This is a genomic window from Saccharopolyspora taberi (genome assembly GCF_039534165.1).
Classification (GTDB): Bacteria; Actinomycetota; Actinomycetes; order Mycobacteriales; family Pseudonocardiaceae; genus Saccharopolyspora_D; species Saccharopolyspora_D taberi.
In genome coordinates, this window is the sequence record NZ_BAAAUX010000014.1 from 56,135 (window position 1) to 78,679 (window position 22,545).

Genomic DNA, 22,545 nt, shown 5'->3' on the forward strand with positions numbered 1-22,545 from the left:
GAGCGTCATCGGTGGAACTGGAACCAGTTCAGGTTCGTGAAGTCCTCCGGCTCCTCGGAGACGAAGGTCAGGTACACGGTGTGGGTGCCGCTGATCGGCCTGGTGAGGTCCACCGGAACCGGCTTCCAGATCTGCTCGCCGCCGGACCGGTCCGCGGTCACCCGGATCTTGCCGATGGGCTCGCTGGCCGGGTCGTCCACCCGGACGTCGATCTTGGCGTACACGCCGTCGTCGATCCAGGACGCCAGCTGCGCCGTGACCTGCTTGGCCGGGGTGCCGCCGAACTGGACACCCTCGTACTGGAGCGTGTCGCCGTTGCCGAGGGGACCAACGAAACCGCCGGTCCGGTCGACCGGGACCCCGCCCGTCTGCCCGGAGAACGCCTCGGCCTGCAGCTCGGAGAAGGCGTCGGACGCGGTCGTCCCCGGCCTGCCGGCTTGCGGAACGCCCGCGGGGGTCACGCCGGACCGGGCGTAGAAGAACCCGGCCGCGGCACCGCCCGCCACCAGGACGGCGGCCAGGCCGCCGAGCGCGATCGTGAGCACACCGCGCCGCGACCGCGGTTTCGCCCGGTCCACGGTCGTCGGGGCAGGCGCGGTGCCGGGCTGCGGCGCGGATCCCGGCAGCCGCGGCTGTGACACCGTCGCCTCGGACGCCGGGCCGGGGGAGGCCGTGACGGTCTGCACGGCGGGTGCGTGCGGGTCCAGCACCGGCTCGAAGGGTGTCTCGCCGGCGTGCTGGGTCAGCTCGGCCAGGCGGCGGCGGACCTCGTGCAGCGGCATCCGCCGCGCCGGGTCCTTGACCATCAGGCCGCTGAGCACCTCGCCGACCGGCCCGGTCTGGCGGTGCTCCGGCACCCGCCCGTGCAGGATCGAGCTGAGCGTGATCAGCGGGTCGCTGTCGGAGTCGTAGGGCAGCCGCCGCTCGGCGGCGGCGAACAGCGTCGCGCCGAGGCTCCACAGGTCGGCGGCCGGCGTCGGGGACTCGCCCGCGACGATCTCGGGTGCGACGAACGCGGGCGTGCCCAGCACGACGCCGGTGCGGGTGAGCGTGGACTCGGCGGCGTTGCGGGAGATCCCGAAGTCGCCGAGCTTGACCTGGCGGTGCCTGCCCAGCAGGACGTTGCCGGGCTTGACGTCGCGGTGCACGATCCCGACCCGGTGCGCGGCCTGCAGCGCACCGGCGACCCCGTCGACGCACACGGCGAGCTGGTGCACGTCCAGCGGGCCGCGCTTGAGCACGGTGCCCAGGCTCTCGGCGGGCACCAGCTCCATCACCACGAACGGCACGCCGCCGTCCTCGGCGACGTCGTAGAGCATGACGACGTTGGGGTGGGTGACCACCGCCAGCGCGCGGGCCTCGCGCAGCGCCCGCTCGTGGAACTCGGAGAACTCGTCCTCGGGCACCCCCGACGGCAGCCGTAGCTCCTTGATCGCGACCGGCCGGAGCAGCAGCTCGTCGGTTCCGGACCACACCGCCCCCATCGCGCCGCTGCCGATCCTGCTCCGCATCCGGTAGCGGCCCGCGATCACGCGGTCGGCGCGGGCAGCGGTGTCGTTCTCGTGCAGCACCCTCCGATCATCTCTTACGCCACTCGATCGTGTGAAACATCCCGGAGATTCCGGTCAGGCCGAGTGCACGTGCGTGCCGTCACGGACAGTGCCGACGTACTCCTCGACCAGGTCTTCGAGCGCGACCACGCCGACCGGTCGGCCGGCGGCGTCCACGGCGGTCGCCAGGTGGCTGCCCGCGCGCCGCAACCGGGCCAGCGCCTGGTCCAGCCGGGCGTCGGCGGCCACCGCGGGCAGAGAGCGAACCCGCACCGGGTCGACCGGGGTCGACGGGTCCTCGCCCGCCTGGTCGAGCACGTCCTTGACGTGCAGGTATCCCCGCAGCGAGCCGTCCTGCCCGCGCACCGGGAACCGGGAGAACCCGGTCGAGGCGACCGCGTGCTCGACGTCGCCGAGGGTGAACCCGTTCGGCAGCGTGGTCAGGTCGGCCAGCGGGACCAGCACGTCGCCGACCACGTGCTCCACCGACGACAGCGTCTGTGCCAGCCGGCGGTGTTCTGCCTGCTCCAGCAGGCCCTCCCGGCGCGACTCCACCAGCAGCTCCGCCAGCTCCGAGGAGGTGTAGGCGGTCTCCAGCTCGTCCTTGGGCTCGACCCGCAGCAGCCGCAGCACCGCGTTGGCCATCATGTTGAACAGCGCGATCAGCGGCCGCGCCAGCTTGACGAAGCCCACCAGGAACGGCACCAGCCACAGCGCCAGCCGTTCCGGGTCGGCCAGCGCGAGGTTCTTCGGCACCATCTCGCCGACCAGCACGTGCAGCACCACGACGATCGCCAGCGCGATCGCGAATGCCACGGCGTGCAGCACCGGACCCGGGATCCGCAGCGGCGCGACCAGCACCTCCAGCCGGTGCGCCACCGCGGGCTCGCCCAGCCTGCCCAGGCCCAGCGAGCACAGCGTGATGCCCAGCTGGGCGCTGGTGAGCATCAGCGAGCCCTCCTGGCTGGCCCTGATCACCAGCCGGGCCCGGCCGACACCCTGGTCGACCAGCGCCTCCAGCCGGTCGCGGCGGGAGGACAGCAGGGAGAACTCGGCCCCGACGAACAGCGCGTTGAGCAGCAGCAGCGCGACGCCGAGCAGGATCGCCGTCGAGTCGGTCATCGCGCGGCCCCCTGGTCGACGCGGCGGGTGAGCCGCAGCTCGGCGATGCGCCGCCGCTCCATCCGGGACACCGTCAGCTCCCAGGCACCCTCCTCGACCCGGTCACCGGGCTGCGGGATCCGGCCCAGCTCGGCCAGCACCAGCCCGGCGACGGTCTCGTAGTCGCCGTCGGGCATCTCGAAGCCGGTGGCGTCGGCCAGCTCGTCGGAGCGCAGCAGGCCCGACACGAGCCAGCTGTCGGCCGCCAGCGGGCGCACCGCCGCGGCCTCGCGCCCGTCGTGCTCGTCCCGGACGTCGCCGATGATCTCCTCGACGACGTCCTCCAGCGTCACGATGCCCGCGGTGCCGCCGTACTCGTCGACCACCAGCGCGAGCTGGAGGCCGGAACCGCGCAGGCGGTTGAGCAGCGAGTCGCCGTCCAGCGTCTCGGGAACGGTCGGCACCGGCCGCGCCAGCGAGCCGACCTTCGTGGTCCCGCGCTGGTCGGCCGGAACGCCGAACGCCTGCTTGACGTGCACGACGCCGTGCACCTCGTCGAGGTCGGCGCCCTGGACCGGGAACCGGGAGAACCCGGTGTGCCGGGCGACGGTGAGCAGGTCCAGCACGGTGTCGTCGGCGGGCAGCGACTCGACCTTCATCCGCGGGGTCATCAGCTCGCCCGCGGAGCGGTCGCCGAAGCGCAGCGACCGGTCCATCAGTTCGGCGGTCGCCTCGTCCAGCGTCCCGTGCTCGGCGCTGGACCGGACGATCGAGCCGAGCTCGTCGGGGGAGCGGGCCGAGCGCAGCTCCTCCTGCGGCTCGACGCCCAGCCGCCGCACCAGCCGGTTCGCGCTGTTGTTCATCGCGTCGATCAGCAGCCGGAACACCTGGGAGAACCGGGCGTGGTAGCCGGAGACGGCGCGGGCGGTGGCCAGCGGGCGGGCGATGGCCAGGTTCTTGGGCACCATCTCGCCGAAGACCATCGACAGCGTGGTCGCCAGCAGGATCGCCAGGGTCAGCGACAGCGCGCCGGAGGCGGCCTGCGGCACGCCCAGCGCGAGGAAGCCGGGCCGCAGCAGCTCACCGATCAGCGGCTCGGCGACGTAACCGGTCACCAGCGTGGTGAGCGTGATCGCGACCTGGGCACCGGATAGCTGGAACGACAGCGTGCGATGTGCCCGCTGCACGTTCTTCGCGCGCTTGTCGCCGACCCGCGCGGCGTGCGCGTCGACGGTGCTGCGTTCCAGCGAGGTCAGGGAGAACTCGGCGGCCACCGCCAGGCCGGTGCCCAGCGTGAGCACGGCGACGAACAGCAGGCCGAGGATGGCCAGCAGTACCTCGATCACCGCGCACCTCGCAGCGGGGTGCCGGTCGCGATGTGCGGAAAGCCGGGACCACGTCCCGGCTTGGTACTGCCGTCAGGTGATTGTGCCTGGGGCACCGAAGGTGTCACTCCTCGTCGAAAGCGCCAGAAATATGCAGTCCAGTATATCCCGGACGAAGCGGCACCCGAGGTGTCGACATCGTCTCATGCCCGCCGGTGGAGTCTCATGCCTGCCGGCGGAGTCTCACGCCTGTCGGCCGAGCAGGGCCAGCAGCCGGGTCTGCTCGTCGGCGTCGTCGGCGACCGGCAGCGGCGGGTCGAAGATCCCGATCTCCTGCCAGGACGGGACCTGCGGGGCGAACACCGTGTGCACCGCCGCGACCAGCTCCGGGTCCAGCTCCCGCGGCGCCCCGATCCCGCTGGCCAGGTCCCACGCGTGCACGGCCAGGTCGAGGGTCATCTGCCAGCCGTAGTCCTCGGCCGGGATCACCCCGCCGGTCACGTTGACCTCCCCGGTGACCGCGTCCGGCCGGTCCCACGCCTGCCGCGCCTGCGCGCTGGCCTCGTTCCACGCCCGGACCGGGTCGGAACCGAGCACGTCCCCGTCGAAGCGGTCCCCGACCTCGTCCAGCGTCGCTCCGGACAGCAGCCACGGCGCCCACAGCTGTTCGGACACCAGGTGCTGGAGCAGATCGCGCACGGACCACTCCGCGCACGGCGTGCCGTTGTCCCACTGGTCCGGCCGGATCAGCTGGACGCGGCGGTCGAACTCGGTCATCGCCCGTCGGTGGGCGTGCAGCAGTTGCATGGATCCTCCCTGGTTCGGATGGTGGTTGTGGCCATGCTCACATGGTGTTGCCGACCCGGCCTCGCGCGGCTGAGCGGCTGGTCACACCCTGTTGGCGGAGCCGGCATCCCGGCAGTTCACCGCCGTCGGCGGAGATCGTCCGCGGCGGGTTTACGACTGGTGGTCCAGGCCACCGTGGCAGGGCGTAACCTGCCGCCCAGTGCAGCGGCTACCGCCGCGTAAACAGACGTACGAGAGGACGTGATCGTGAGTTCAACGGCCACGGTTGCGGACGCGCCGCAGCGGGGCTTTCTCGGGCACCCCCGCGGAATGTCCACGCTGTTCTTCACCGAGATGTGGGAGCGGTTCTCCTACTACGGGATGCGGGCGATCCTGGGGTACTACCTGTACACCGCGGTCGCCGAAGGCGGCCTGGGGATCCCCGAGTCCACCGCGCTCTCGGTCGTCGGTGTCTACGGCGCTTCGGTCTACATGAGCAGCATCTTCGGCGGCTGGGTAGCCGACCGGATCACCGGTGCCCAGTGGGCGGTGTTCGCAGGCGGTTTCGTCATCATGCTCGGCCACATCTCGCTGGCCCTGCCGGGCGGACTCGCCACGGTCATCGCCGGACTGGTCCTGCTGGTCCTGGGCACCGGTCTGCTCAAGCCCAACATCTCCGGAATCCTCGGCAGCCTCTACGACGAGCACGACACCCGTCGGGACGCCGGTTTCTCGATCTTCTACATGGGCATCAACATCGGCGGCTTCCTGGCGCCGCTGATCTGCGGCTGGCTCGGCGAGAAGGTCAACTGGCACCTCGGCTTCGGCGCCGCGGCGGTCGGCATGGCGCTGGGCCTGATCCAGTACGTGATCGGCAAGCGGACCCTGGGCACCGCCGGGCTCAAGCCGGTCAACCCGCTGCCGGAGGGACACCGGGGACGGGTGCTGGCCCGCGCGGGCGCGATCGCCGTGCTGGTGGTCGCCGCGATCGCGGTGCCCGCGGTGGCGGGCCTGCTCGACCTGGACGGCCTGGTCAACGTGATCAGCATCGTCTCGGCCGTGCTGCCGGTCGTCTACTTCGCGGTGATGCTCAGCAGCAAGCAGATCACCAAGATCGAGCGGGACCGGCTGGTGGCCTACATCCCGCTGTTCCTGGCGACCGCGCTGTTCTTCCTGCTGTTCGAGCAGCAGCCGAACACGCTGGCCAACCTGGCCGAGGCCAACACCAACCTGAGCGTCCTCGGCTACGAGATCCCCGCCTCGTGGTTCCAGTCGATCAACTCGCTGGCGATCATCATCCTGGCCCCGCTGTTCGCGGTGATGTGGATGAAGCTCGGCGAGCGGCAGCCGTCGACCCCGCAGAAGTTCGTCGGCGGCCTGCTGTTCGTGGGCCTGGCGTTCCTGTGGGTGGTGCTGTCCAAGACCGTGGTCGGCGAGGGCAACCACATGGCGATCATGCTGGCGCTGGTCTTCGTGATCATGACCATCGGTGAGCTGCTGCTCTCCCCGGTCGGGCTCTCGGCCACGACCAAGCTCGCGCCGAAGGTCTTCGCCTCGCAGACCCTGGGCCTGTACTTCCTGGCGCCAGCGATGGGCCAGGGCCTGGGTGCGCAGGTCGTCAAGTGGTACTCGGTCGAAAACCAGCAGCTGTACTTCGGGGTCGTCGGCCTGGCGACCATCGGCTGCGCGGTGCTGCTCGCGATCGGTGCCAAGAGCATCAAGAAGTACATGCACGGCGTGAACTGAGCAGCGGCGACGAGAAGCCGGTCCCGGGGACTCCCCGGGACCGGCTTCTTCGCGTCGTTCAGCGCAGGCGGACGGTCTTGGCCTCCGGCAGCGGCTTCGCCGGGTCCGGCAGCGGGTGGCCGGGGATCGCGACGTCCTCGGCGGGCAGCACGCCGCGCACGAGGTAGTCGGTCCCGATCCGGTCGGCCTCGGTGTTGCCCGCGAGCGCGAACACCCCGTGCTTGCCCGCGTTCTCCTCGGTCACCAGCACCGACGACGGCAGCGCGCGGTGCATCTCCCGCGCCCCCTCGTACGGGGTGGCGACGTCGCCGGTGGAGTTGAACATCAGCACCGGCGGCAGGTCCGAACCGCTGATCCGCACCGGCCGCTGCCGAGGCGCGTGCCAGCTCGCGCACGGCGCGACGGTCCAGGAGTTGTACCAGGCGGCGAACGGGTGGGTCCGCGCGATCTCGGTGGCGTCGCGCTCCCAGACCGAGCGGCGGGACGGCCACGGCGCATCGGCGCACTCGACGGCGTTGTAGATCGCGTTCGAGTTCTCCTCGGCAGGCCCCTTGGGCTTGACCTTCGCGACGAGCGCCCGGTCGTCGTGGCGGTTGCGGTACGCGCTGAGCGCGTGCCCGAGGTCGGTCCAGTCGTCCTCGGAGTACAGGGCGTCGAAGGTGATCGCGATGAACTCGGCGGGCCCGAGCGGGCCGCGCGGCCGGGCGCGCAGGTCGTCCTGCACGGCCTGCCAGGAGGCGCGGACCGCGGCCGGGTCGGAGCCGAGGCGGAAGACCCCGTCGTGCCGGGCGATCCAGCCGAGGTAGTCGTCCAGCCGCCGCTGCGCCGCCGCGTCCTGGTCGAGGTTGTTGCGGTACCAGATCTGCGAGGTGGCGGGGTTGACCGAGCTGTCGAGGACCATGCGGTCGACGTGCTGGGGGAACCTCTCGCCGTAGACCGCGCCCAGGTAGGTGCCGTAGGAGTAGCCGAGGAAGCTGATCCGCTCCTCGCCGAGGGACTGCCGGACCAGGTCCATGTCCCGGACGTTGCTGTCGGTGGTCAGGTGCGGCAGGTACTTGCCCGCCCTGGCCTGGCAGCCGTCGGCGTACTCGGCGGCGCGGCGCCAGTTCAGCTCCCGGGCCTGCGGCGAGTCGGGGTCGGGCAGCGGGGTCTTCCAGTAGGTGGCCGGGTCGGCGCAGCTGATCGGCTCGCTGTGCGCGGTGTTGCGGGTGTCGAAGCCGATGAGGTCGTAGCTGTCGAGCACCTCGCCGGGAAGCGACCGCGCCAGACCGGCGGCGAAGGAGATCCCCGGACCGCCCGGACCGCCCGGGTTGACCAGCAGGGAGCCCCGCCGCGCGGCGGGCTTGCGCGCGGGCAGCTTGGAGATCGTCAGCCGCAGCCGCTCACCGGCGGGCTCGTCGTGGTCGAGCGGCACGTCGACGGTGGCGCACCGCAGCTGCGGCTCGGCGGCGACGTCCGGTGGGCACGGGCCGAACACCGGCGTCGCCGCCGCCTGCGCCGGCCCAGCCGCGGTGCTGGCCAGCACCGCGGAACCGGCGAGTGACAGCGCGATCGATCGCTTCACTGGTTCTCCTCGTCGCGGATCAGTTCGAGTCGATTGCGGACTGTCCGGCAGCGTAGGAGATCACCGCGGCGGGACCGGCCGTTCCGGCCGCCGTGTCGGGTGCGCGAACGAGGGAAAACCGCGTCAGGAGGCGAGGTTTCCGAGCGCGCGGGCGATGCGTTCGACATCGCGCTCGGTCGTGCGCCAGTTGCTGAACGCCGCGCGCAGGGCCGGGACTCCCTTGTAAACGCTGGGAGTCAGGAAGAGTTCGCCGTCGGCGTTGACGGCGCGGACGAGCGCGTCGACCCGCTGCTGGTCCGGGTCTCCGGTGACGGTGAAGCACACGACGTTGAGCCGGACCGGCGCGAGCAGCCGCAGGCCCGGCATCGCCTCCACCCGGGCGCCAAGCAACCGCGCGAGGGCGATGTCGCGCTCGACGATCTCGGCGTGGCCCTGACGTCCGTAGGCGGTGAGCGAGAACCACGCGGGCAGCGCGCGCAGCCGCCGGGAGCTCTCCGGGGTCAGGTGGACGAAGTCCGGGTCCTGGCCCGGGAATCCCAGGTACGCCGCGGAGTTCTGGAAGATCCGGGTCTGCAGGTCGCGGCGGTGGGTGAACTGCACGGCGCTGTCGTAGGGGACGTTGAGCCACTTGTGCAGGTCGACGCACACCGAGTCCGCCTCGTCGATCCCGTCGACCAGGTGCGCGTGCTCCGGCACGAGCGCGGCGAACGCGCCGAAGGCGGCGTCGACGTGCAGCCAGAACGGGAAGCGCTCCCGGAGCGCGGCGATCGCGCGCAGGTCGTCGAAGTCGACGCTGTTGACCGTGCCCGCGTTGGCCACGACGATCGCCGGACGTCCGTCGAGTGTGGACAGCGCGCTTTCCAGCGCCGCCACGTCGACCGCCTCCCGGTCCGGGAGGACGGGAATCTCCCGGACACAGCCGCGTCCCATGCCCAGCACCGACAGCGCTTTGTAGATGCTGGAGTGCGGGCTGCCGGACAGCACCGGGATCTCGCCGAGGGCTTGGACGCCGGACTGCGAGACCGGAACGCCCAGCTGCTCACCGGCCCACTCCCGGCCGATGGCCAGGCCGGTGAGGTTGGACATGGTGGCGCCGGTGACGAACGCGCCGTCGTGCCGCTCGCCGAGGCCGAACAGCTCGCGCAGCCATCCGACGGCCTCGCGCTCCAGGTCCGGCGCCGACGAGTCCAGGCCGGTGACGACGTTCTGGTCGAAGGCAGCGGCCAGCCAGTCCCCGGCGACCGAGGCCGGAGTCGCCCCACCGGTCACGAACCCGAGGTAGCGCGGCCCCGCGCTGCCCGAGAAACCCGGTTCCCACCGCTGCCCGAACAGCTCCAGCGCGGCCTCGGCGCCGACACCCCGCATCGGCAGGGGAGCGGGGGCCGCTGGCCGCGGTGCCACCGCGGCCGGGCGCTCGCCGACTCCGGCGAGCGCGCGCATGGCGCTGTCCCGGGCGGCGGTGAGCAGGTCGGGGAAGCGGGCGAGATCGGTTGCCAGGTTCGGGTCCATGACGGCACTCCACGCGAAGAGGCGGTGATGCGGCCCGAGCGTAGGCGCGCCGCCGTCGCTGTGTCGCGGTCCAATCCGGAACCGGTGGACTCCGCGGGCACCGATCACATAGGACGCCGCGGGGAAATCTCCGATGACGCGGGCGGTTCCGGTTCGCCGCGGAGTCAGCGCCCGCGGTGGCGGCGGACGCTTTCCTCGACCACGTCCAGGACCGGGCCGAGGTCGTCGGCGGGCAGACCCATCGCGAGGTGCGAGACCAGTCCTTCCAGGACCAGTTCCAGGTAGGCGGTCAGCACGTCCACGTCGACGTCGTCGCGCAGGTTGCCCGAGTCGCGCTGCCACTGCAGACGGGCCCTGGTCGCCTGGGTGAGCTGCTCGGACCGCTGGGCCCAGCGCTGCCGGAAGTCGGTGTCGGTGCGCAGCCTGCGGGAGACCTCCAGCCGGGTGCCCAGCCAGTCCGCGCCGGGCGTGGTGCCGCTGCGCTCGTCGAGCAGGTCGCGCATCACCTGCACCAGGCCCTGCTCGGCGACCACGTCGGCCATCCGGCCCGCGTCGTCCTCGGCCAGCGCCAGGAACAGCGACTCCTTGTCCTTGAAGTGGTGGAAGATGGCACCGCGGGACAGCCCGGTGGCCTCTTCCAGCCTGCGGACCGTGGCGCCCTCGTAGCCGAAGCGCGCGAAGCAGGACCGGGAACCGTCGAGAATCTGACGGCGCCTGGCCTCGAGGTGATCCTGACTGACCCGGGGCATGGTCCTGATCGTCCCAGGTGGGGCCGCGGAATTGCAATCCGTACGTACGTTTTGCAGGCGTGTTACCGCCGTGCGTCCAACTCGGCTTAGCAAACCGATTCTGCCCGGGCAAGGGGGTGCGCTGCGGCGGGAGCGGAGGTAGCTTTCGAGGGCCAGCCCACGACAGATGGTGATGATGGTGACCTTGTCGATAGATTCGAGCGCCGCCGAATTCCCGACATCCAGAGTCCGCACCCGCGCCGAGGCCGAGGCGTACGTGGCGTCGGTGTGCTTCAAGCACGGTCCTCCGAAACTGCTCGGAATCGAGCTCGAATGGACCGTCCACCACGCCGACGATCCGCGCAGGCCGCTCGATCCCGAGGCGCTGATCTCCGCACTCGGCCCGCACGCTCCCGACTCCCTGGTCCCCGGCAGCCCGCACCGCCGGCTGCCGAACGGCTCCGTGCTCACCGTTGAGCCTGGAGGCCAGGTCGAGGTGTCCAGTCTTCCCACTTCATCGATGACCTCCCTGTTCGACGTGGTCGCCGCCGACGCCGACTTCGTCCGGCGGCTGCTGGGCCGCGCCGGGCTGGTGCTCGGCGAGCAGGGCACCGACCCGTGGCGGCTGCCGCAGCGGGTGCTCGACGTGCCGCGCTACGCGGCGATGGAGACCGCGTTCGACCGGATCGGCATCGACGGCAGGCTGATGATGTGCAGCACCGCCGGGGTGCAGGTCTGCGTCGACGCGGGCGAATCGCACCGGGTGGCCGCCCGGTGGGCCGCGCTGCACGCGCTCGGGCCCGTGATGATGGCGATGTTCGCCAACTCCCCGAGGCTGTTCGGCGAGGCCACGGGCTGGGTCTCGACCCGGACGCGGTCGCTGCTGCGCACCGATCCGCCGCGCACCCGGCCGGGTCCGGTCGGCGCGGATCCGGCGGCGGGCTGGGCCCGCCGGATCCTCGACACCGCGCTGGTGTGCCTGCGGCGGGAGAACGGGGACTGGACCGCGCCCAGCGGCGTCAGCTTCGCCGAGTGGATCCACGGCGCGCTGCCCGGCGCCCCCACCCGCGACGACCTCGATTACCACATGACCACGGTGTTCCCGCCGGTGCGCCCGCGCGGCTACCTGGAGGTCCGCTACCTCGACGCGCAGCCGGGCGACGACTGGATGCTGCCCGCGGGGGCGGTCATCGCGCTGCTGCACGACGAATCCACAGTGGACGAAGTACTGGAGCTGACCGCGCCCGCCGCCGGGCGATGGGTGCAGGCGGCGCGGCACGGCCTGGTCGATCCGGTGCTGGCCGACACCGCCGAGGCCGTGCTGGAGCTCGCCGTGCGGCGGCTCCGGAACCTGGACTGCCCCGACGGCCTGCCGCGGCGGCTGTCGGAACACACCGCGCGACGGCTCGCCGAAGCCCGCGGCCGTGCTCGCTGACGCTGGAGGTAACACCGGTGGAAACCAGGAAGAACCCTGCCGAAATGGGGATCGAGGACCTGCGGGCGCACGTGGCCGACGAGCTGGCACGCACCCGCAGGCGCAGTGCGGTGCTGACCGACTCGGTCGACGACGAGGACCTGGTCCGCCAGCACTCGCCGCTGATGTCACCGCTGGTGTGGGACCTCGCCCACGTCGGCAGCCAGGAGGAGCTGTGGCTGGTGCGCGATGTCGGCGGCGCCGAGGCGATCCGGCCCGACATCGACGACCTCTACGACGCCTTCAAGCACGCCCGCAAGGACCGGCCGGAACTGCCGCTGCTCGGCCCGGAGGAGGCCCGCGAGTACGTCGGCACGGTGCGGGACAAGGTGTTCGACCTGCTCGACCGCACCCCGCTGGAGGGCCGGAGGCTGGTCGACGGGGCGTTCGCCTTCGGCATGATCGTGCAGCACGAGCAGCAGCACGACGAGACGATGCTGGCCACCCACCAGCTGCGCAGGGGAGCGCCGGTCCTCACCGACGAGGCACCGCCCCGGGCGGCCGACGCGGACTCGCTGCCCGCCGAAGTGCTGGTGCGCGGGGGAACCTTCGTGATGGGCACGTCGACCGAACCGTGGGCGCTGGACAACGAGCGCCCGGCGCACGAGGTGCACGTCGACGACTTCTGGATCGACACCACACCGGTCACCAACGGCGACTACCAGCGGTTCATGGCCGACGGCGGGTACGACCGGCCGGAGCTGTGGTCGGCTGACGGGTGGGCGCACCGCCTGCACGCGAAGCTCCGCGCTCCGCGGTTCTGGGAGCACGACGGGCAGCGGTGGCTGCGGCGCCGCTTCGGCCACGTCGAGCCGGTTCCGGCCGACGAACCCGTGGTGCACGTGAGCTTCCACGAAGCGCAGGCGTACGCGAACTGGATCGGCAAGCGGCTGCCGACCGAGCAGGAGTGGGAGAAGGCCGCGCGCCACGACCCGCGCACCGGGCGTTCGCTGCGGTACCCGTGGGGCGACGGCGATCCGGGCCCGGAGCACGCCAACCTCGGCCAGCGGCACCTGCGGCCCGCGCCGCGCGGGGCGTACCCGGAGGGCGAGGCGCCGTGCGGCGCGCGGCAGCTGATCGGCGACGTCTGGGAGTGGACGTCGACGGACTTCCTGCCGTACCCGGGATTCTCGGCGTTCCCGTACCGGGAGTACTCGGAGGTCTTCTTCGGACCGGACTACAAGGTGCTGCGCGGCGGTTCGTTCGGCACCGACCCGGCCGCGTGCCGGGGCACGTTCCGCAACTGGGACTACCCGATCCGGCGGCAGATCTTCTCCGGGTTCCGCTGCGCCCGCACACCACGTCCCGAAGAGCTGGGCTGACGCCGATGTGCAGGCACGTCGGTTACCTCGGGCCGCCGGTGTCGCTGGCCGAACTCCTGCTGGAACCGGAGCACTCGCTGCTGGAGCAGACCTGGGCGCCCGACGACATGCGGCAGGGCGGCACCGTCAACGTCGACGGGTTCGGCGTCGGCTGGTACCGGGAGGGCAGGCCCGAACCGCACCGCTACCGGTCGCTGCTTCCGATGTGGACGGACACCTCGTTCGCCTCGATGGCCGCCGACGTGCGCAGCGGCGCGGTCCTGGCCGCGGTGCGCTCGGCGACGGTGGGGATGCCGGTCGTGGTCACGGCCTGCGCCCCGTTCTCCGACGACCAGTGGCTGTTCAGCCACAACGGCCGGGTCGACGGCTGGCCGGACTCGCTGGCCGCCGCCGCGTCCCGGCTCGACGTCGTCGACCTGATGACCCTCGACGCGCCGACCGACTCGGCGGTGCTGTGGGCGTTGCTGCGCCGGAGCCTGCGCAAGGGCCGCGACCCCGCCGAGGCCGTGCGGGAGCTGCTCGGCGAGGTGCTCGCCGAGTCGCCTACCTCGCGGCTGAACTTCCTGCTGACCGACGGCGAGGTCCTGGTCGCCACCACGTGGTGGCACTCGCTGTGGGTCCGCGGCGAGGCCGGTTCGGTGACCGTGTCCTCCGAACCCTTCGGCGGCACCGGGGGCTGGGAGCAGATCCCGGACCGGCGGCTGGTCGTCGCCGACACCTCGAACGTGACCGTCACGACGCTGCCCGACGCCTGATCCGCCCGGATCGGGCCGCGATAGGAGCTTTCCCAGATGACCGAACCCGAGCTGGTCGTGCACTTCACCGACGCCGACGCGGCCAGGCAGCTGCGGGCCGACGTCCGCGCCGGCCTCACCGACGTGCCGAAGTGGCTGTCGCCGAAGTGGTTCTACGACGCCGAGGGCAGCGAGCTGTTCGAGCGGATCACCGCGCTGCCGGAGTACTACCAGACCCGAGCCGAACACCGGATCCTGAGCAGCCACGCGGTGGAGATCGCCGAGGTGACCGGGGCGTCCACGCTGGTCGAGCTGGGCTCGGGCTCCTCGGAGAAGACCCGGCTGCTGCTCGACGCCCTGCGCAAGACCGAGACGCTGCGCGAGTTCGTCCCGCTGGACGTGTCCGAGTCCGCGCTGCGCGCGGCGGTCACCGCCATCGCCGTCGACTACCCGGAACTGGTGGTGCGGGGCGTGGTCGGCGACTTCACCACCGAGCTCGCCGCGCTGCGGTCGGGCAGCGGCAGGCTGGTGGCCTTCCTCGGCGGCACGATCGGCAACCTGCTGCCGTCCGAGCGGGCCGAGTTCCTGTCGGCGGTGCGCGCCGCGCTGAAGCCGGGGGAGTGGCTGCTGCTGGGCACCGACCTGGTCAAGGACCCGGCCCGGGTCGTGCGTGCCTACGACGACGCGCAGGGGGTGACGGCGGAGTTCAACCGCAACGTCCTGCGGGTGCTCAACCGCGAGCTCGACGCCGACTTCGTCCCGGAGGACTTCGCCCACGTGGCGCTGTGGAACGCCGAGCAGGAGTGGATCGAGATGCGGTTGCGGGCCACGCGGCCGATGACCGCGACCCTGCGGTCGCTGGAGCTGACCGCGGATTTCGCCGAGGGGGAGGAGATCCGCACCGAGATCTCGGCGAAGTTCCGCCACCGGCGGGTCCGCGAGGAGCTCGACGCGGCCGGGTTCGGGCTGCACCGCTGGTGGACCGACGACGCGGGCGACTTCGGCCTGTCACTGGCGGTCGCGCGCTGACCCGGTGCGGGGAAGATCACCGGATTGCCGAGTGACACCGGTGGTGGGTGCGGGTCGGCTGCCGGCCAATGGAGACGCATTTCCCCACTACCCCAAGGAAGGTCGGCAGAAGAGATGCGTCTCCGTGCAACTGTTCCGGTGGTCAGCGCCGCGCTGCTGCTCACCGTCGCCGGGTCCGCTTTCGCGGCGCAGGGCGACTTCATCTACCAGGTCGGCGACCGGGAGTCCGGCGCCCACCACCTGCTGGTGGATCCCCCTGGGCGGGGCTGCGTGCGGCTGCCGCTGCCCGACCCGCGGGAGCCCGCGCACCACGTGGACAACCGGACCGACAGCACGGCCGTCGTCTTCCTCGACGAGCGGTGCCAGTCCGACGTCTACTACGTGGTGCCCGCGCACTCCAAGGCTCCGGCCGGAGTGCTCGCCCGGTCGGTGTCGTTCTCCAGCTGACCCGCCGCACCCGTGCGCCCGTCCGGCAGCCGCCGGGCGGGCGCCGCCTTCTCAGCCCCGGGCGGAGTTGGCAGGATGGCGGCGTGAACCCGTTGAGCAAACTCGCGCAGTCGCTGGGGAAGCAGGAGTGGTTCGCCTCGGTCGGCAAGAAGCTCGTGCCCGCCGACCTCGCGGTGCAGGAGCGCACCGGCGGGCGGGTCAGCCTGCTGCGGATGGTCGGCCTGCCGTACCTGGTGCTCACCGCGACCGGGCGCCGCAGCGGCCGTCCCCGCTCGGTGCCGCTGCTGTACGCGCCGCACGGCGAGGACTTCGTGGTCGTCGGATCGAACTGGGGGCAGAAGAACCACCCGGCCTGGTCGGCGAACCTGCTCGCCCATCCGGAAGCCGAGGTGCAGGCGCGCGGGCGGCGGACCTCGGTGCGAGCCCGGCTGGTGACCGGCGCCGAGCGCGACCGGCTTTGGCGCGAGGTCATCACCCCGACCTGGCCCGCCTACGACTCCTACGCCGCACGCGCGGGCGACCGGGAGATCCGCGTCTTCGTGCTGTCGCGGCGCGCCTGAGCGCGCGCCCGGTCGCCCGGTCCGGCCTAGGCTGGGCCTGTGTTGGCCCGGTCTTGGGCGGCCCGGTCGAAGGAGCGTCGATGACCCCCAAGGAGCGAGCACCGCGCGGCAGCGCGCGCGGATGGCCCTACCCGCAGAGCACCACCGCGGGCCCGCTGGACGACCTCGGCCCGGAAGCGTTCGACTTCGTGCGCCGGACCGGCGATCTGCTGATGGTCCACAAGTTCGGCATCGACGAGATCATGACCAAGCTGCGGATCTGGAGCGAGGAGTTCGACTACTCCCACGAGCACGATCCGATCGAGCACATCACCTCCCGGGTCAAGCGCCCGGAGGCCATCGCGGCCAAGCTCTCCCGGCGCGGGCTGCCCGTCGACCCGGTCTCGGCGCGCCGGCACCTCACCGACATCGCCGGGGTGCGGGTGGTGTGCCCGTTCGTCTCCGACGTCTACCTCATCCGGGACCTGATCCGCCAGCACGAGATGGAGATCGTGCAGACCAAGGACTACATCGCCGCCCCGAAGCCGAACGGTTACCGGAGCCTGCACCTGATCATCAAGGTCCCGGTGCACCTGTCCGACCACACCGAGCTCGTCGCCGTCGAACTCCAGATCCGCACCATCGCGATGGACTTCTGGGCGGCAGTCGAGCACGAGCTGCTCTACAAGAGCGGTGGCGCGGTGCCGGACGGGTTCGCCGCCGAGCTGAAGGCTGCGGCCGAAGCCGCAGCCGGGCTCGACGCGCGCATGTCGTCGCTGCACGAGCACAGCGAGGTGGCTCCGGGCTGAGCGCGCGGCAGGCCGTCAGGCATCGAGGCACGCGGTGCCGGTGAACTGGGACAGGCAGCGGAAGCACGGCATGCCCGCGGGCTTCCTGGCGACCTCGGCCTGCTCGGCCGGGATCTCCAGCCCGCAGAAGGTGACCCAGGACAGCGGGCTCGCGCCGGGGCCGGGCGCGGACGACAGGTGCGCCTGGCGGCGGGACTCGCCGACGAGGCCGATGGCGTAGCGAACGGCGACGGTCTGGTTCATTCGGCGACCTCGCTGCCGGCGTGCCCCGGCTGTCGTGTGCTGATCTGGTCTCCTGCCGGCCGGGACGAGCGGCGGTGCGCCCGTCCCGCCTCCCGGCGGTCGCATCGGATCATTCTCCCCACCTCCGCTGACGCGACGCGATCACCACCGCGGCGTGACGCGGAAGGAACTCGGATATGACCCGAACGGATGATCACCAGAGCCTCCGGAAGGCGGCGGCGAGGTTACCCGCACCGGGAGGTCGTGCTCGGTGGCACCGGTGCCGCGGGCGACAATGGCGGAATGGGACAGTCGCCGCGCAGGGCCACGATCAAGGACGTGGCGCGGTCGGCCGGGGTTTCGTACCAGACCGTTTCGCGGGCGATGAACGACCGGACCGACATCGACCCGGAGACCAAGCGCCGCGTGCTCGCGGTCGCGGCGGAGCTCGGGTACCGGCCGAGCCGGTTCGCCCGCGGCCTGGTGACCGCGCAGACGACGACGATCGGGCTGGTGGTCCCGGACGTCGGCAACCCGTTCTTCCCGGAGGTCATCGCCGGCGTGATCGAGGCGGCCTCGCGGCGGGACTGGCACGTCGTCGTGGTCAGCGGGCAGGGCGCGGCGGCGCTGCGGTCGCTGACGACGCAGGTGGACGCGGTGGTCGGCTACCTCGACCGCACCGACACCGAGAGCTGGGACGCGCGCATCCCGCTGGTGCTGCTGGACCAGGAGCACCCGGTGGCGGGCAGCGGTGTCGTCAGCGTCGACGTCGACAGCGGGGTCCGCGCGGGAATGGCGCACCTGCTGGCCGCCGGGCACCGGGAGATCGGCATGATCGACTGCGCGGCGGACTGCGACCGCAGCCAGCGCCGCCGGTCGTTCCTCGGCGTGCTGGGCGAGCACCGGCTGGACGCCGCGGACAGCCGGGTCGAGCGCGCGGAGCAGTCGGTCGAGGGCGGGTTCGGCGCCGCCGGGCGGCTGCTGGAACGCCATCCCGAGGTCACCGCGCTGTTCGCGTTCAACGACCTGGTGGCCGTCGGCGCGCTGCGGCAGCTGCGGGCCCGGGGGCTGCGGGTTCCGCGGGACTGCGCGGTGCTCGGTTTCGACGGGCTGGCCCTCGGCGAGTGGATCGAGCCGGCGCTGACCACCGTGCGCATCGACAAGAAGCGCCTCGGCGAGCTCGCCGTCGCCGAGGTCGAGCGGTTGCTGGACGATCCCGCCGCGCAACGGCGGATCCCGGTCCTGCGGCCGGAACTGGTCGTGCGCGCCTCCGCCTGAGCCGGAAAAACACCGTCCTGAGCCGGAAAACACCGTTGACGCGGCGACCTGCGCGCCGCACCATGTGAACGTTCACGTGAACGTTCACGAACGGAGTGGTCATGACCCGGGCTCTCGCCGCGGACCAGCGTCTGTTCAGCCGGACGGGAGTCGTCGCGGCGTGCACCGGGTTCGTGCTCATCGGCGCTCTCCAGGCGCTTTACGGACCCGCGATCCCCGCCCTGCGCGCCGAGCACGGCCTCGGCCCGGCCGCCGCCGGCCTCGCGCTGAGCGCGCACTTCGTCGGCGGTCTCGCCGGGGTCGTGCTGTTCCACCGCGCCTACGGCCGGATGGGCAACCGGCTGCTGCTCGGGGTCTCGTACGCGGCGATGGCGCTGGGAATGCTGGTGTTCGTGCTGTCGCCGAGCTGGCCGCTCGCCCTGACGGGTGCGCTGGTCGCGGGTGTGGGCTACGGCGGCGTCGACTACGGGCTCAACCACCTGTTCGCGCTGGGATTCGGCGACCGCAGCCCGGCGCTGCTCAACGTCCTCAACGGGTTCTTCGGAGTGGGCTCGGTGCTCGCGCCCGCGCTGCTCGGGCTGCTGGGCCCGGTCAACCACGAGGTCGTGTTCGCCGGATTCGCCGTCCTGGCCGCGGTTCTGGTGTTCGCACTCGGCGGCATCAAGGACCGCAGCGCGCCCGAGCAGCCGGTCCGGGTCAGGCCGAGCAGGCGGATCCTGACGATGATCGCGGCCTTCGTGGTGTTGTACGTGCTCAACATCGGCGTGGAGTCGGGCGTCGGGGGCTGGGAGCCGACGCACCTGGAGGCGGTCGGGTACCCGGCGGGCGTCGCGGCGCTGGCGACGTCGGTGTTCTGGCTGATGATGACCGTCGGCAGGTTCCTCGTCGTCCCGCTGGCGCTGCGCTGGCCGGAGGCGGCCATCGTCGGCGGCTGCTGCGCGGGGATGGCGGTGTGCCTCGGGCTGGCCGTCGTCCCGGCGCTGAGCCCCTGGGCCTACGCCGGGGTCGGGCTGTTCATCGGACCGGTCTTCCCGACCGGTCTGCCGTGGCTCTACCGGAGCGCGCCGGGGGCCGGCGGCGCGTACGTGATCGCCGCGTCGATGATCGGCGGTGTCGTTTTCCCGCCACTTCTGGGAGCGCTGATCGGAGTGTCCACGGTGGTGTCCGCGCCGGTCACGCTGTTCGGGGTGAACGCGGTCTGCCTCGCGGTGGTCTGGTGGATCCGCCGCGGAGAGGCCGGAATCCCGCACCAGGGCGGCACAATGACGGGATGACCGACGTGCTCGCGCTCGCCGATGACCTGGTCGACGTCCTCGCCGAGGAGGACCCGGTCAACGAACTCCTGCAGGGCCATCCCGGGTTCGGCCACCGGCTCGGCGATCTGGACGAGGCCACCGGCCAGCGGCTGCGGCGCCGGGCGCGCCGGATCGCCCGCGAGGCGGCCCGGCTGGACGTCGACGGCCAGGACCGGGTCACCTGCGGGGTCCTGGCCGCGGAGGCCGACGGGGTCGTGACCCGGATCGACGCCCGGCTGGTCGAACACGCGATGCTCGACCTCACGGTGTCGCCGGTGTCCCGGCTGCTGTCGGTCCTGCCGACCGTGCAGCTGACCGGGCCCGAGCACGAGCAGGACTTCCTGGCCAGGCTGGCGGGGATTCCGCGGTTCCTCGCCCAGGCCGCGGAGCGGCACCGCGAGGGAGTGGCGGCGGGCCGGACGCCGGTCGGCCGCGGTGTCCGGTCCGCGCTGGAGCGGCTCGACGCCTACCTGGCCGACGCCGACCACGACCCGCTGCGCAAGCCGGTCCTCGGCGAGGCGGCGGCAGACGGCCGCGAGCGGCTGCTGCGCGATGTGGTGCGACCGGCGTTCGCGACCTACCGCGAGGTGCTGCGCGAGGAGATCGCCCGCCACGGCAGGCCCGACGACCGGCCGGGACTGGTGTGGCTGCCCGGCGGCGAGCGAACCTACGCCGCGCTCGCGAAGATGCACACCACCACGGACCGCACCCCCGAACAGCTGCACCGGACCGGGCTCGACGTCCTCGCGCGACTCGACGACGAGTACCGGGAAATCGGGTCGGAGATCTTCGGCGCGCGGACCGCGGCCGAGGTGCGCGACCGCGTCCGCACCGATCCGGCGCTGCGCTGGGAGAGCGCGGAGGAGTTGCTCACCGCGGCCAGGACGGCGATCCGGCGGGCCGAGCAGGCGGCCCCGGAGTACTTCGGCCGCCTGCCCGCGCACCCGTGCGAGGTGGCACCGGTCCCCGCCGACCAGGGGCCCACCGCCGCGGCCGCGTTCTACGTGCCGGGGCCGCTGGACGGCTCGCGCGGCGGCACCTACTACGCCAACACCTACCTCGCCACCGAACGCGACCGCACGGTCAGCGAGGCCGTCGCGTTCCACGAAGCCGTTCCCGGCCACCACTTCCAGATCACCCTGGCCCAGGAGATGACCGGGCTGCCCAAGCTGCGCAAGGTCGCCGGGATCAACTCCTACATCGAGGGCTGGGCGCTGTACTGCGAGCGCCTGGCCGACGAGATCGGGCTGTACTCCGGGGACCTGGCCCGCCTGGGCATGCTCGCGATGGACTCGATGCGCGCGGCCCGGCTGGTCGTCGACACCGGGCTGCACGCCTTCGGCTGGAGCAGGCAGCGGGCGGTGGACTTCCTGCGGGCGCGCACGGTGCTGGCCGAGGTGGAACTCCAGTCCGAAGTGGACCGCTACGTCGAGACACCGGGGCAGGCGCTGTCCTACCTGGTCGGACGGCTGGAGATCGAACGGCTGCGGGCCACCGCCGAGCGGGAGATGGGTGCGGCGTTCGACCTCCGGGCGTTCCACGACGTGGTGCTCGGCGGCGGCCCGCTGCCGATGAACGTGCTCTCCGACGTGGTCTCGCGGTGGGCGGTCAGTTGACCGACAGGCCCGCGCGCACCCGCGGCCAGATCACCGGCCACGGTTCGGTCCGGTCCTCCATCAACCACAGCCCCGAGGGCTCGTCGAGCGGCCGGGACCGCGCGAAGTGCGGGCGCATCCGGTCGACCTCCCCGGCGGTGATGTAGAGCAGGTCGGTCGCGGTTTCCGGCGGTGGGCCGAAGAACCAGTAGCCGCGGTGCGGGCTGTAGGCGCGCGGGAGGCCGAGTTCGTCCGCGTAGTGGTCGAGCGTCGCCGCGGTCGGGTAGATCTCGGCGACGATCGCGGTTTCCGCCCGCTGCTGCGGAGAAAGGGACCGGTAAGCGGCGGCGACCGGTTCGATGGTCGACCGCGCGGTGATCGCGCCGGAGGACACGAGCACCGCCAGCAGCCCGGCGGTGCCCGCCGCGGACAGGACGTAACCCGGCCACGCCACGAACTGCCACCAGCGCACGAGGTTTCGGCGGCCGAGCTCGACCGACGCCACGGCGAACAGCACCCCGTAGAGGCCGGAGGTGTAGTACGCGCGCCCGTCCAGCAAGACGCAGAGCACCGTCACGCCGATGAACGTCCAGGCGAGGTACCGGTAGGGGCGGAGCTGTTCGGAGCGCAGCAGCCGCCAGAGCGCGTAGCCGATGAAGACGATCCCGACGAGGCCGGCCTGCACCGGGAGCCCGGTGATGATGTCCAGCCGCTTAGCCTCGGAACCGACGACCTTCGTGAACTCCAGGTACGGCCAGCCGTTGGCGACCTGCCACCCCAGCGTCGGCAGGGTCACCAGCACCGCGATCCCGGCCCCCGCCCACAGCAGCGGCCGGGTGAGCAGCGCGCGCGGTCCGGAGATCAGGATCCCGGCGGCCAGCGCGATCCACAGCAGCGGGACCAGGAACTTGGTCTGCAGGGCCAGCGCGGTCGCGATCCCCGCCCACAGCAGGAGCCGGTCGTCGCGCACTCGGGTCCAGCGCACCACGAGCCATCCGATGAGCAGCCACCAGAACGGGTCGAGGGTGTAGGTCGCCAGCCAGTGCGCCGAGGCCACCAGCCACGGCGACACCGCGTACGCGCCCGCGGCCAGCACCTGCGCGCGGCGCTCGCCGCCGAGCTCGCGGGCGATCCGGGCCGTGAGCACGACACCGCCGACCGCGCTCAGCACCGCCGGAACCCGCAGCAGGAACGGGGAATCCGGCATCAGCGCGTCGAGCCCGGCCGCCAGCCACGGGACCAGCCACGGCTGGTCGGCATACCCCCAGGCCAGATGCCGACCGGCCGCTACGAAGTACAGCTCGTCGAACCAGTAGCCGCCGAACGCGCTGGTCGCCAGGAGCACCACGCCCACGGCGCCCGCGATGGTCCACACCGGAACGCGCGCGAGTGCGGGCACGTCGCCCGTCCGCGGCCCGGTGTCGGTGATCGTTTGCATTGCGTCTCCTCGTCTCGGACTGCTGCGAGCCTCGTCGGCGGGGGAGCGCGGGCG

Annotated in this window: 20 protein-coding genes; 11 read left to right on the top strand and 9 right to left on the bottom strand. The window is 72.2% G+C overall.

Going from position 1 to position 22,545, the window contains the following annotated elements; genetic code table 11:
• Positions 1 to 5: 5 nt before the first annotated feature.
• The 4 genes from ABD691_RS14340 to ABD691_RS14355 all read right to left on the bottom strand — a co-directional run bounded on the left by ABD691_RS14340 (position 6) and on the right by ABD691_RS14355 (position 4,783).
• Positions 6 to 1,571, bottom strand: a complete 1,566-nt coding sequence (locus ABD691_RS14340) for a protein kinase domain-containing protein (RefSeq protein ID WP_344680156.1) — start codon at positions 1,569 to 1,571, stop codon at positions 6 to 8.
• A 54-nt stretch (positions 1,572 to 1,625) separates the two neighbouring features.
• On the bottom strand, positions 1,626 to 2,672 hold the full coding sequence (locus ABD691_RS14345) for a hemolysin family protein (RefSeq protein WP_344680157.1): 1,047 nt from the start codon (positions 2,670 to 2,672) through the stop codon (positions 1,626 to 1,628).
• Complete coding sequence (locus ABD691_RS14350) at positions 2,669 to 3,994, bottom strand: hemolysin family protein (protein ID WP_425565105.1); 1,326 nt, start codon at positions 3,992 to 3,994, stop codon at positions 2,669 to 2,671. Before ABD691_RS14350 ends, ABD691_RS14345 begins: the two co-directional genes overlap by 4 nt.
• A gap of 225 nt (positions 3,995 to 4,219) precedes the next feature.
• Positions 4,220 to 4,783, bottom strand: a complete 564-nt coding sequence (locus tag ABD691_RS14355) for a TIGR03086 family metal-binding protein (protein WP_344680159.1) — start codon at positions 4,781 to 4,783, stop codon at positions 4,220 to 4,222.
• A 246-nt stretch (positions 4,784 to 5,029) separates the two neighbouring features.
• Here ABD691_RS14355 and ABD691_RS14360 point away from each other — a divergent pair, with 246 nt between their 5' ends.
• Positions 5,030 to 6,508: a peptide MFS transporter gene (locus ABD691_RS14360; protein WP_344680160.1), complete on the top strand. Its 1,479-nt coding sequence runs from the start codon at positions 5,030 to 5,032 to the stop codon at positions 6,506 to 6,508.
• Positions 6,509 to 6,566: 58 nt separating this feature from the next.
• Here ABD691_RS14360 and ABD691_RS14365 read toward each other — a convergent pair whose 3' ends face one another.
• The 3 genes from ABD691_RS14365 to ABD691_RS14375 all read right to left on the bottom strand — a co-directional run bounded on the left by ABD691_RS14365 (position 6,567) and on the right by ABD691_RS14375 (position 10,330).
• Complete coding sequence (locus ABD691_RS14365; protein ID WP_344680161.1) at positions 6,567 to 8,072, bottom strand: alpha/beta hydrolase; 1,506 nt, start codon at positions 8,070 to 8,072, stop codon at positions 6,567 to 6,569.
• A 123-nt stretch (positions 8,073 to 8,195) separates the two neighbouring features.
• Entirely contained in the window at positions 8,196 to 9,581 is a 1,386-nt protein-coding gene (locus ABD691_RS14370) for a pyridoxal phosphate-dependent decarboxylase family protein (protein ID WP_344680162.1), read from the bottom strand.
• Between the two features lie 164 nt (positions 9,582 to 9,745).
• Positions 9,746 to 10,330: a TetR/AcrR family transcriptional regulator gene (locus ABD691_RS14375; protein ID WP_344680163.1), complete on the bottom strand. Its 585-nt coding sequence runs from the start codon at positions 10,328 to 10,330 to the stop codon at positions 9,746 to 9,748.
• Between the two features lie 175 nt (positions 10,331 to 10,505).
• Here ABD691_RS14375 and egtA point away from each other — a divergent pair, with 175 nt between their 5' ends.
• The 7 genes from egtA to ABD691_RS14410 all read left to right on the top strand — a co-directional run bounded on the left by egtA (position 10,506) and on the right by ABD691_RS14410 (position 16,663).
• Entirely contained in the window at positions 10,506 to 11,744 is a 1,239-nt protein-coding gene (gene egtA / locus ABD691_RS14380) for an ergothioneine biosynthesis glutamate--cysteine ligase EgtA (protein ID WP_344681276.1), read from the top strand.
• A 44-nt stretch (positions 11,745 to 11,788) separates the two neighbouring features.
• Positions 11,789 to 13,105, top strand: a complete 1,317-nt coding sequence (egtB, locus tag ABD691_RS14385; RefSeq protein WP_344680164.1) for an ergothioneine biosynthesis protein EgtB — start codon at positions 11,789 to 11,791, stop codon at positions 13,103 to 13,105.
• A 5-nt stretch (positions 13,106 to 13,110) separates the two neighbouring features.
• Complete coding sequence (gene egtC / locus ABD691_RS14390; protein WP_344680165.1) at positions 13,111 to 13,860, top strand: ergothioneine biosynthesis protein EgtC; 750 nt, start codon at positions 13,111 to 13,113, stop codon at positions 13,858 to 13,860.
• 36 nt (positions 13,861 to 13,896) lie between these two features.
• The gene (gene egtD / locus ABD691_RS14395; RefSeq protein ID WP_344680166.1) at positions 13,897 to 14,868 is read left to right on the top strand and encodes an L-histidine N(alpha)-methyltransferase; all 972 of its coding nucleotides are present in this window, start codon (positions 13,897 to 13,899) and stop codon (positions 14,866 to 14,868) included.
• Positions 14,869 to 14,982: 114 nt separating this feature from the next.
• Positions 14,983 to 15,315 (top strand): hypothetical protein, encoded by a 333-nt coding sequence (locus ABD691_RS14400; protein ID WP_344680167.1) that lies wholly within the window; start codon positions 14,983 to 14,985, stop codon positions 15,313 to 15,315.
• A gap of 83 nt (positions 15,316 to 15,398) precedes the next feature.
• On the top strand, positions 15,399 to 15,875 hold the full coding sequence (locus ABD691_RS14405; protein ID WP_344680168.1) for a nitroreductase family deazaflavin-dependent oxidoreductase: 477 nt from the start codon (positions 15,399 to 15,401) through the stop codon (positions 15,873 to 15,875).
• Positions 15,876 to 15,955: 80 nt separating this feature from the next.
• Positions 15,956 to 16,663 carry a GTP pyrophosphokinase gene (locus ABD691_RS14410; RefSeq protein WP_344680169.1) on the top strand — a complete coding sequence of 236 codons (708 nt, stop codon included), beginning with the start codon at positions 15,956 to 15,958 and terminating at the stop codon, positions 16,661 to 16,663.
• Between the two features lie 15 nt (positions 16,664 to 16,678).
• On the opposite strand, the gene ABD691_RS14415 is transcribed toward ABD691_RS14410, so the two are convergent.
• Complete coding sequence (locus ABD691_RS14415; protein ID WP_344680170.1) at positions 16,679 to 16,906, bottom strand: hypothetical protein; 228 nt, start codon at positions 16,904 to 16,906, stop codon at positions 16,679 to 16,681.
• Between the two features lie 282 nt (positions 16,907 to 17,188).
• Here ABD691_RS14415 and ABD691_RS14420 point away from each other — a divergent pair, with 282 nt between their 5' ends.
• From ABD691_RS14420 to ABD691_RS14430, 3 genes are all read left to right on the top strand, one after another.
• Positions 17,189 to 18,163: a LacI family DNA-binding transcriptional regulator gene (locus ABD691_RS14420; RefSeq protein WP_344680171.1), complete on the top strand. Its 975-nt coding sequence runs from the start codon at positions 17,189 to 17,191 to the stop codon at positions 18,161 to 18,163.
• A gap of 101 nt (positions 18,164 to 18,264) precedes the next feature.
• Positions 18,265 to 19,437 (top strand): MFS transporter, encoded by a 1,173-nt coding sequence (locus ABD691_RS14425; RefSeq protein WP_344680172.1) that lies wholly within the window; start codon positions 18,265 to 18,267, stop codon positions 19,435 to 19,437.
• Positions 19,434 to 21,074, top strand: coding sequence for a DUF885 domain-containing protein (locus ABD691_RS14430; RefSeq protein WP_344680173.1), 1,641 nt, complete (start codon positions 19,434 to 19,436; stop codon positions 21,072 to 21,074). Before ABD691_RS14425 ends, ABD691_RS14430 begins: the two co-directional genes overlap by 4 nt.
• Here the strand turns inward: ABD691_RS14430 and ABD691_RS14435 are convergent.
• Complete coding sequence (locus ABD691_RS14435; RefSeq protein WP_344680174.1) at positions 21,067 to 22,491, bottom strand: ArnT family glycosyltransferase; 1,425 nt, start codon at positions 22,489 to 22,491, stop codon at positions 21,067 to 21,069. The genes ABD691_RS14430 and ABD691_RS14435 overlap by 8 nt on opposite strands.
• Positions 22,492 to 22,545: the final 54 nt, after the last annotated feature.

Excerpts from the sequence above, each read along its gene's own strand:
- ABD691_RS14345 (WP_344680157.1), bottom strand. The coding sequence starts at position 2,672 with ATGACCGACTCGACGGCGATCCTGCTCGGCGTCGCGCTGCTGCTGCTC.
- ABD691_RS14355 (WP_344680159.1), bottom strand. The coding sequence starts at position 4,783 with ATGCAACTGCTGCACGCCCACCGACGGGCGATGACCGAGTTCGACCGC.
- ABD691_RS14370 (WP_344680162.1), bottom strand. The coding sequence starts at position 9,581 with ATGGACCCGAACCTGGCAACCGATCTCGCCCGCTTCCCCGACCTGCTC.
- ABD691_RS14375 (WP_344680163.1), bottom strand. The coding sequence starts at position 10,330 with ATGCCCCGGGTCAGTCAGGATCACCTCGAGGCCAGGCGCCGTCAGATT.
- egtA (WP_344681276.1), top strand. The coding sequence starts at position 10,506 with ATGGTGACCTTGTCGATAGATTCGAGCGCCGCCGAATTCCCGACATCC.
- egtB (WP_344680164.1), top strand. The coding sequence starts at position 11,789 with ATGGGGATCGAGGACCTGCGGGCGCACGTGGCCGACGAGCTGGCACGC.
- egtC (WP_344680165.1), top strand. The coding sequence starts at position 13,111 with ATGTGCAGGCACGTCGGTTACCTCGGGCCGCCGGTGTCGCTGGCCGAA.
- egtD (WP_344680166.1), top strand. The coding sequence starts at position 13,897 with ATGACCGAACCCGAGCTGGTCGTGCACTTCACCGACGCCGACGCGGCC.
- ABD691_RS14400 (WP_344680167.1), top strand. The coding sequence starts at position 14,983 with ATGCGTCTCCGTGCAACTGTTCCGGTGGTCAGCGCCGCGCTGCTGCTC.
- ABD691_RS14410 (WP_344680169.1), top strand. The coding sequence starts at position 15,956 with ATGACCCCCAAGGAGCGAGCACCGCGCGGCAGCGCGCGCGGATGGCCC.
- ABD691_RS14415 (WP_344680170.1), bottom strand. The coding sequence starts at position 16,906 with ATGAACCAGACCGTCGCCGTTCGCTACGCCATCGGCCTCGTCGGCGAG.
- ABD691_RS14420 (WP_344680171.1), top strand. The coding sequence starts at position 17,189 with ATGGGACAGTCGCCGCGCAGGGCCACGATCAAGGACGTGGCGCGGTCG.
- ABD691_RS14425 (WP_344680172.1), top strand. The coding sequence starts at position 18,265 with ATGACCCGGGCTCTCGCCGCGGACCAGCGTCTGTTCAGCCGGACGGGA.
- ABD691_RS14430 (WP_344680173.1), top strand. The coding sequence starts at position 19,434 with ATGACCGACGTGCTCGCGCTCGCCGATGACCTGGTCGACGTCCTCGCC.
- ABD691_RS14435 (WP_344680174.1), bottom strand. The coding sequence starts at position 22,491 with ATGCAAACGATCACCGACACCGGGCCGCGGACGGGCGACGTGCCCGCA.